General features: G+C 45.5%; 8 protein-coding genes. 6 read left to right on the forward strand and 2 right to left on the reverse strand.

Annotated elements, in window-relative coordinates:
• A partial coding sequence (yedE, locus tag Q0200_RS07285) for a YedE family putative selenium transporter (RefSeq protein ID WP_297939673.1) occupies positions 1-929 on the forward strand: 929 nt, incomplete at its 5' end.
• A gap of 355 nt (positions 930-1284) precedes the next feature.
• Here the strand turns inward: yedE and Q0200_RS07290 are convergent.
• Both Q0200_RS07290 and Q0200_RS07295 read right to left on the reverse strand, forming a co-directional pair.
• Entirely contained in the window at positions 1285-1719 is a 435-nt protein-coding gene (locus Q0200_RS07290) for a molybdenum cofactor biosynthesis protein MoaE (protein WP_122870920.1), read from the reverse strand.
• 1 nt (position 1720) lies between these two features.
• Positions 1721-1942, reverse strand: coding sequence for a MoaD/ThiS family protein (locus tag Q0200_RS07295; RefSeq protein WP_297939676.1), 222 nt, complete (start codon positions 1940-1942; stop codon positions 1721-1723).
• A 91-nt stretch (positions 1943-2033) separates the two neighbouring features.
• On the opposite strand from Q0200_RS07295, the gene nspC reads away from it, so the two are divergent.
• The 5 genes from nspC to Q0200_RS07320 all read left to right on the forward strand — a co-directional run.
• The gene (nspC, locus tag Q0200_RS07300; RefSeq protein WP_297939679.1) at positions 2034-3173 is read left to right on the forward strand and encodes a carboxynorspermidine decarboxylase; all 1140 of its coding nucleotides are present in this window, start codon (positions 2034-2036) and stop codon (positions 3171-3173) included.
• A gap of 449 nt (positions 3174-3622) precedes the next feature.
• The gene (locus Q0200_RS07305; protein ID WP_297939681.1) at positions 3623-4570 is read left to right on the forward strand and encodes a formate dehydrogenase subunit gamma; all 948 of its coding nucleotides are present in this window, start codon (positions 3623-3625) and stop codon (positions 4568-4570) included.
• Positions 4571-4707: 137 nt separating this feature from the next.
• Positions 4708-5304, forward strand: a complete 597-nt coding sequence (yedF, locus tag Q0200_RS07310) for a sulfurtransferase-like selenium metabolism protein YedF (RefSeq protein WP_297939684.1) — start codon at positions 4708-4710, stop codon at positions 5302-5304.
• On the forward strand, positions 5304-6329 hold the full coding sequence (selD, locus tag Q0200_RS07315; protein ID WP_297939689.1) for a selenide, water dikinase SelD: 1026 nt from the start codon (positions 5304-5306) through the stop codon (positions 6327-6329). The genes yedF and selD overlap by 1 nt, the downstream gene beginning before the upstream one ends.
• Before the next feature lie 31 nt (positions 6330-6360).
• Positions 6361-7171, forward strand: an 811-nt coding sequence (locus Q0200_RS07320; RefSeq protein ID WP_297939687.1) for a DUF262 domain-containing protein, incomplete at its 3' end; no start/stop codon positions are given.

The raw sequence follows: 7171 nt of genomic DNA on the forward strand, positions 1-7171 counted from the left end.
TGGGCTTTCACCGTGCAGGAGTCGTGCAGTACGTGCGCCCGGAGATCATCGGGCTTATTTTGGGCGGCTTTTTAGCTAGCGTGCTTTGGACGAAAGAGTTTAGCGCGACTACGGGTTCGTCGCCTTTCGTGCGCTTTTTTCTCGGATTTTTCGCGATGATCGGTTGCCTCGTGTTTTTAGGCTGCCCGTGGAGAGCGTTTTTGCGTCTTGGCGGCGGAGATATGACGGCGATTGCAGGAGTCGTCGGTATTTTTGCGGGCGTTTGCGCGGGCGTATTTTTCAAAAAGCTCGGCTACGGCCTCACGCACGAGACTAAAACTCAGGCCGCGATAGGCGTTTTGCCGACGGTTATGGGTATTTTGCTGCTTGCTGCGCTGGCTCTTGGGCTAAAGCTCGGCGAAAACGGCGCTCTTTTTAGCTCCGCAAAAGGCCCGGGCTCCATGCACGCTCCGATCCTGATCTCGCTTGGCTTTAGTATCGTCGTGGGCGCGCTAATGCACAAAAGCAAATTTTGCAGCGTCGGGGCGTTTGGCAGGCTTTTTAAAGGTGACTTCTCGATGTTTACGGGCATTATCAGTATCGTCGTTTTTGCCAGCATCGTAAATTTAGCGCTCGGGCAGTATAAATTCGGCTTTGAAGGCCAGCCTATCGCACACAACGACGTAGTTTGGAACTTCCTTAGTATGATGCTGGCCGGGCTTTGCTTTAGCCTGAGCGAAGGCTGCCCCGGCAAGCATCTCGTGCAAATGGGCACGGGAAATCTAAGCTCGGTTATATTCGTCATCGGTATGGCGGCGGGCGCGGCCGTAGCGCATAACTTCTTGCTTGCCAGCTCTCCGAGCGCCATAACGGCAGCGGCTCCGTGGGCGGTAGCGATGGGGTTTGTTTTTGCGGTTTATGTGGGATTTTTCCATAAAAAAGCCGCTTGATTCCCCATAAACGACGGATTTCAAGCTTTAAAATTTTAAACCCGTTTCGGTTACGTATTTCATATACGCGCCCTAACGGGTTAAAATTTTAAAGTTAAACTACGCCTATTCTGTCTGGAATATTTGTCGTATATCTTGCTGAATTTATAAATTTGACATTTTCGCGGCGCGGGTCTCGGCGAGCGAAAGACGTAAATTTAACTTATATAAAAAGCGAGCTTGAATTTGACAAATTTGATGGCGGCTAAGAGTAAAAAGCAGGCTAAAACATAACCTAGCCTGCAAGAAATAAATCTTTTATCTAAAAAGTAGTCAAATTTGCTCGGCTCGTATACCAAAGCCGAGTCAAGTAAATTTAGCCTAAAAGCCCCGCCCCTTTTATCGCTTGGCTGCGCTCTTTTGCGTAGATGCGTTCGCCTCCGACGACGTCGTATTTCCAGATCGGTGCATTAGCCTTAAAGTCCTCTACGAACTCGTTTATTAGCCGCAAGGCGACCTTTCTTTGCGGGCTTACCACGCCTGCGACGTAGGAGCTCTCGTGCACCGGCACGTCTCCGCGAGAATGTGCAAAAAGCACGTATGCACCCAGATCCTTTGCCTTTTGCTCCCAGCCCGCTAGCCATTTACGCAGGATCGGCTCGTAGATATCAAAGCTAAGCGCGCTGATGCCGCCTTCCTCGCGCACGATGCCCGTAAACGTGATGAGAGCGCCGCAGTTTTTGTCCTTGAACTCATCGTACCAAGCGTTCGTGATCGCTTTAGCGTCTAGGCTTCCTTCAAAAATCTGCATATTAGCCCCCACAAACCGGCGGTAAAATGGAAATTTTATCCCCGTCTTTTAGCGGCGCGTCAAGAGAGCTTGCGATCTCGTCGTTTACGGCGACGGCGCAGATTTTTAGCCACTCGTCGAGCTCTGCGTATTCGCCTAGTTTTTCTTTTACTTCGCTTAAATTTGCCGCTTCCAGCTTTAAATTATTCATCTTTATCGGGCCCAAAAACTCGATTTCTACCATAAATTCGCCTTTGAAATTAAATTTTTTTCTTGATTTTACTTAAAAAAATATTTAGATATACTTACGCCAAATTTTAAACGAAAGAGCCGTAATGAACGAAATATTAAGCAAAATAAAAACGCCCGCCTACGTCTGCGAGGAGGCCAAGGTGCGCGGGAATCTCGAAATTTTAAAACGTGTCAAGGTTGAGAGCGGCGCGAAGGTGCTAGTCGCCCTAAAAGGCTTTGCATTTAGCGGCGTGATGGGGCTTGTCGGCGAATATCTAGACGGCGCGACATGCAGCGGCCTGCACGAGGCTAAATTTGCCGCAAAATACGCTCGAGGCGAGATCCACACGTATTCTCCGGCATTTAAAGACGAGGACATAGATGAGGTGCTAGCGCTCTCAAAACACGTGGTTTTTAACTCGTTTGCGCAGTGGACGAAATTTAAGCAAAAAGCCCTAGCTGCGGGCGTTACCTGCGGCCTTCGCGTAAATCCCGAGCTCTCCGTCGCGCCGACTGACGCTTATAACCCGTGCGGTCGCTATAGCCGCCTAGGCATCACTCGCGCAAATTTTGACGCAGACGCGCTTGGTGGCATTACGGGGCTGCATTTTCACGCGCTTTGCGAGGAGAGCGCGCAGAGTCTGGAGACCGTATTGATGGCGTTTGAGGAGAAATTCGGCGAGTTTATCCCGCGCATGAAGTGGGTAAATTTCGGCGGCGGACATCACGTGACAAAAGAGGGCTACGACGTGGATCTGCTCATAAATTTGATCAAAAACTTCCGCGCAAAATACGGCGTCGAGGTCTACATAGAGCCCGGCGAAGCGGTGGGCTGGCAGACGGGATTTTTGGCTGCTTCGGTGCTTGATTTCGTACAAAACGAAAAAACCATAGCCATCCTAGACGTCTCGGCCGAGGCGCATATGCCTGACACCGTGCTGATGCCCTACCGACCGGCGGTGCGAGGCGAGAGCAAGGGCGGTAAATTTAGCTACCGTTTCGGCGGAAATACCTGTCTAGCAGGCGATATCGTGGGACTTGACGCGGGCGAACCGGAGTATAAATTTGACGCGCCGCTAAGCGTGGGCGATAAGGTGATATTTGAGGATCAGATCCACTATACGATCGTGAAAAACACGACCTTTAACGGTATAAAGTTGCCCGATTTACTCCTTTTAAAAGAAAACGGCGAGCTTGTAACCGTGCGGGAATTTGGCTTTGAAGAGTACGAGAGGCGAAACTAAATTTGCCTCCTGAAACTGCGCCTTTTAGGGTGTAAATTTGATATTTTGAGGCGTCGTTCGGGGTGCAAATTTAACCAAATTTTGCGGCGATCTTTTATTTGGCTTGCGCCTCGCGTGAGGGCTTGCTAAACCTGCACCTTTTTAGCGCCAAAATTAAAAGTCGGATTATTGCTTGCCGAATTTGTCGCAAATTTAATCCCAAACGAAGTTAAATTTAAGATAAATAAAATCTAGCTTATATAAATGAATTAATATAGCGGATTATAAATTTGACCCCGATTTTGATAAAAATGCGCCTTAACCGCCTAAAAAAGCGGTGTTTCGGCGCTAAGCTTGCATTACGTTATTTTTTGATATAATTTCATGAAAATCCGCAAAATTTAGCCTTTGGCTGGATGCCGACCACGACGAGCTTTTTAAGGCGGAAAACAAAACCAAAGGGAGATAGCATGACGAGAATTTTTAGTTTGCTTTCGGTTTTCGCCTGTTGGGCCTTCGCTATCGAGGCGAGTCCTAGCACGAACCAATACCAGAGCAATATCTGGGCTGCTGGTAGAATCGAGAACATTAAGCCTTACGAAGACGGTTTGGGGCCGATTTTCACGTTCATTCAGGGCAACGACTACTTCGCGATAGCGGCTTTGTCGCTTATTTTGGCTGTTATCGGCGCGTTCGTTCTGCACTTTTTGATCATCGGACCGAAACACTTCAGCCACGACGGCAAAAAAGTCTATGCGTTTAATATGATAGAGCGCGTATCTCACGGCGCTGCGGCAATCGCATGGATAGTGCTCATACCGACCGGCGTCATCATGATGTGGGGCGCAGAGCTTGGCGGAGGCGCGTTTGTTAGATTTTGCAAAGACATCCACGGGTTAGCTACTATTTTATTTGCCGTTTCGGTACCTCCGATGTTGATAGCTTGGACCGTGAGGATGCTGCCTGCGGTTTATGATATCAGATGGATGATGATCATCGGCGGATATCTATCAAAGGTTAAACGTCCAGTACCTGCGGGCAAATTTAATGCCGGTCAAAAGGCGTGGTACTGGGTAGCGATCCCTGGCGGTATCGTGATGATACTAACGGGTGCTGCGATGTTCTTCCTTGACTTTAGAGCTCCAGACGTTGCGAGCTGGCTTGGCGTATCTCAGATTGAAGTTTTAAGAGCTTCTGCACTAGTTCATAACGTTCTTGGTATCGTTTGCGCAGTATTTTTCCTAGTACACATCTACATGGCGGCTATCGCGATACACGGCGCTATCTGGTCGATGATAACTGGCTACAAAGAAGAAGAAGAGGTTTACGTGCTTCACCACTACTGGTACCAAGAGCTAATCTCTAAAAACAAAATCCCCGTATCTGAATACGAAAAAACTTATCCAAAATTAAAATAATAAAAAAGGAGAAATCTTTCTCCTTTTTTGCTTCAGAGGCGAGCCTGCAAGCCTCTTTTTTATACGAAATTTAAAATCTTTTAGATAAAATTCCCCCTAGACTTCAGGTTGAAGAGTAATAAATTTAAGGAAAAATCATGCAAATCGATTGTAGAAATTTGGCTTGCCCTGAGCCGGTTATCAGGACTAAAAACGCGCTTGAAGGCTTAAAAAGCGGCGAAAAGCTTGAGATTTTAGTAAATTCCATCGCCCCAAAAGAAAACATCAGCCGCTTTTTAAAAAACCAAAACGTCGAATTTAGCGTAGAGCAAAACGGCGCCGAGACAAAAATCACCGCCGTTAAAGGCGAATCCAAACTTGAGTTAACGAATTTTGACGAATTCGTCTGCGAAATCACGCCAAAGAACAAAAAAACGGTCGTTTATCTAAACGAAGAATACGCCGGAAGCGGTGACGTGGGCGTTAGCTTGCTGTCTAAATTTTTAGGCGCGCTTTTGCAGGTAGAAAAACCGGAGTACGTCATTTGCGTAAATAACGCCGTAAAAATGACGACGAATCGCGCTCATCCGAGCTTTAAACCGCTTAAAGATTTAGAAGCTGCGGGCGTTAAAATTTTAAGCTGCGGCAGCTGCTTGGAGGCGTATAAACTCGTAAGCGACCTAAGCGTCGGAGAGATATCAAATGCCTATGAAATCATGCAAATTTTAACTACGCACGAGCAAATCAAACTATGATTTATAACGACAAACGTCTCACGAAATTCGTCCGAGCAGCGGGTTGAGCGGCCAAGCTTGACCCGTCGGGTCTAAACAAAACTATCGGCGATTTAAATTTAGCTCACCCAAATTTGCTCTCAAATATCGGCACAAACGAGGATGCGAGCGTCTTTAAGATCACGGACGACATAGCGCTCGTGCAGACGCTAGACTTTATCACGCCGGTGGCGGACGATCCGTTTATATTTGGCCAGATTGCAGCTGCAAACAGCCTAAGCGACGTGTTTGCGATGGGCGGTAAGGTGCTAAACGCGCTAAATATCGTCGGTTTTGATAGCTGTAACCTAAGCGGCGAAATTTTGGGCGAAATTTTACGCGGCGGGCAGGACAAAGTCGCCGAATGCGGTGGCGTGATCGTGGGCGGACACACGATAGAGACGCAGCAGATGTATTACGGACTTAGCGTCACGGGCGTCGTTTCGCCAAGCCGCTTTTGGTCTAATAACTCCGCGCGCGATGGCGATGCGCTTATACTCACAAAGCCGCTAGGAACGGGCGTTTTAAGCACGGCGATCAAGGCCGATCTACTAAATTCGGCGCAGATAAAGCAGGCGGTAGAGACGATGCGGCAGCTAAATTTTTATGCCGTAGACGCGCTAAAAGGTATCAACGTAACGGCGGCAACCGACGTCACAGGATTTGGCTTTTTGGGGCACTTAATCGAAATGCTAAACGATAAAATCAGCTTTGAAATTTACGCTGATAACGTGCCCGTGATAGCGGCGGCGCGCGAGTTTGCCGATATGGGCATCATCCCTGAGGGCAGCTATAAAAACCGCGAATTTGTGTCCAAATTTGTTAGCGACGAGGCCGATATCTTGCTCTATGATGCGCAGACTTCTGGCGGATTGCTACTAGCGGTACCGCAAAGCGAGGCAAATTTAGCTCTTTCTCGTCTAAAAGAGGCGGGTTATGAGAGCTCGGCAGTCGTCGGCGTAGCTAAAAAAAACAATAAATTTAAAGGAAAAAGGATAAAACTTTAATATAGAAACATTTGAACCAAGTACATTAAATTTGGCACAGTTATTCGGCAATGAGGGCAGTTTCTATAAGATACCTAATTATCAACGTCCATATAAGTGGACTGATGAGCAAGTTGAACAACTTTGGGCCGATATTCTTGAAGCATATGAAAATGAAATAGCTGATTATTTTTTGGGTTCTATTATTACCTCTAAAAACGGTAATGACATTGAAATTATAGATGGTCAGCAAAGAATGACTACGCTTATGATATTGTTTTGTGTTACAAGAAGTATGTATAAGGATATTAATTTAAATTCAGACGATATTACAAGCATAGATAAGGATAGATTGGATAATTTTATTTGCTTTAGAGGTAAAACCGAGAGATTAAAGATGTTAACTGATCCGCAATATATGAGTGATTTTAAAAGTACAATTATCAATATGAATCTAGACAATATAATTAAACCAAAAAATAAAGATTTAAGAAATGATGAAAATCCAAAGGCAAAATTTATTAATACAGCTTTTATTTTTAAAGAAAAACTTAAAGAATTAGGAGAAGACAAGACCGGAGATTTTATTAATTACTTATTTAACAAAGTGTTTATAATTAGAATTGATTGTAAAGACACAAGCTCAGCAATAAAAATTTTTCAAATATTAAATGATAGAGGCCTTGATCTAAGTGCTGCAGATTTAATAAAAAGCTCTTTACTACAAAATATAAACGATAAATTTAGGGAAGAAATAGGCAAAGGATGTTTAAAGAGTGAAATAGATGAATTTATTGCAAATTGGCGCAATGTCGAAAATAATATAAAAGATACCGATTTGACAATGAGTGATGCATTTGTAC

It is taken from the genome of uncultured Campylobacter sp. (assembly GCF_938045225.1).
In the GTDB taxonomy this organism is placed as follows: domain Bacteria; phylum Campylobacterota; class Campylobacteria; order Campylobacterales; family Campylobacteraceae; genus Campylobacter_A.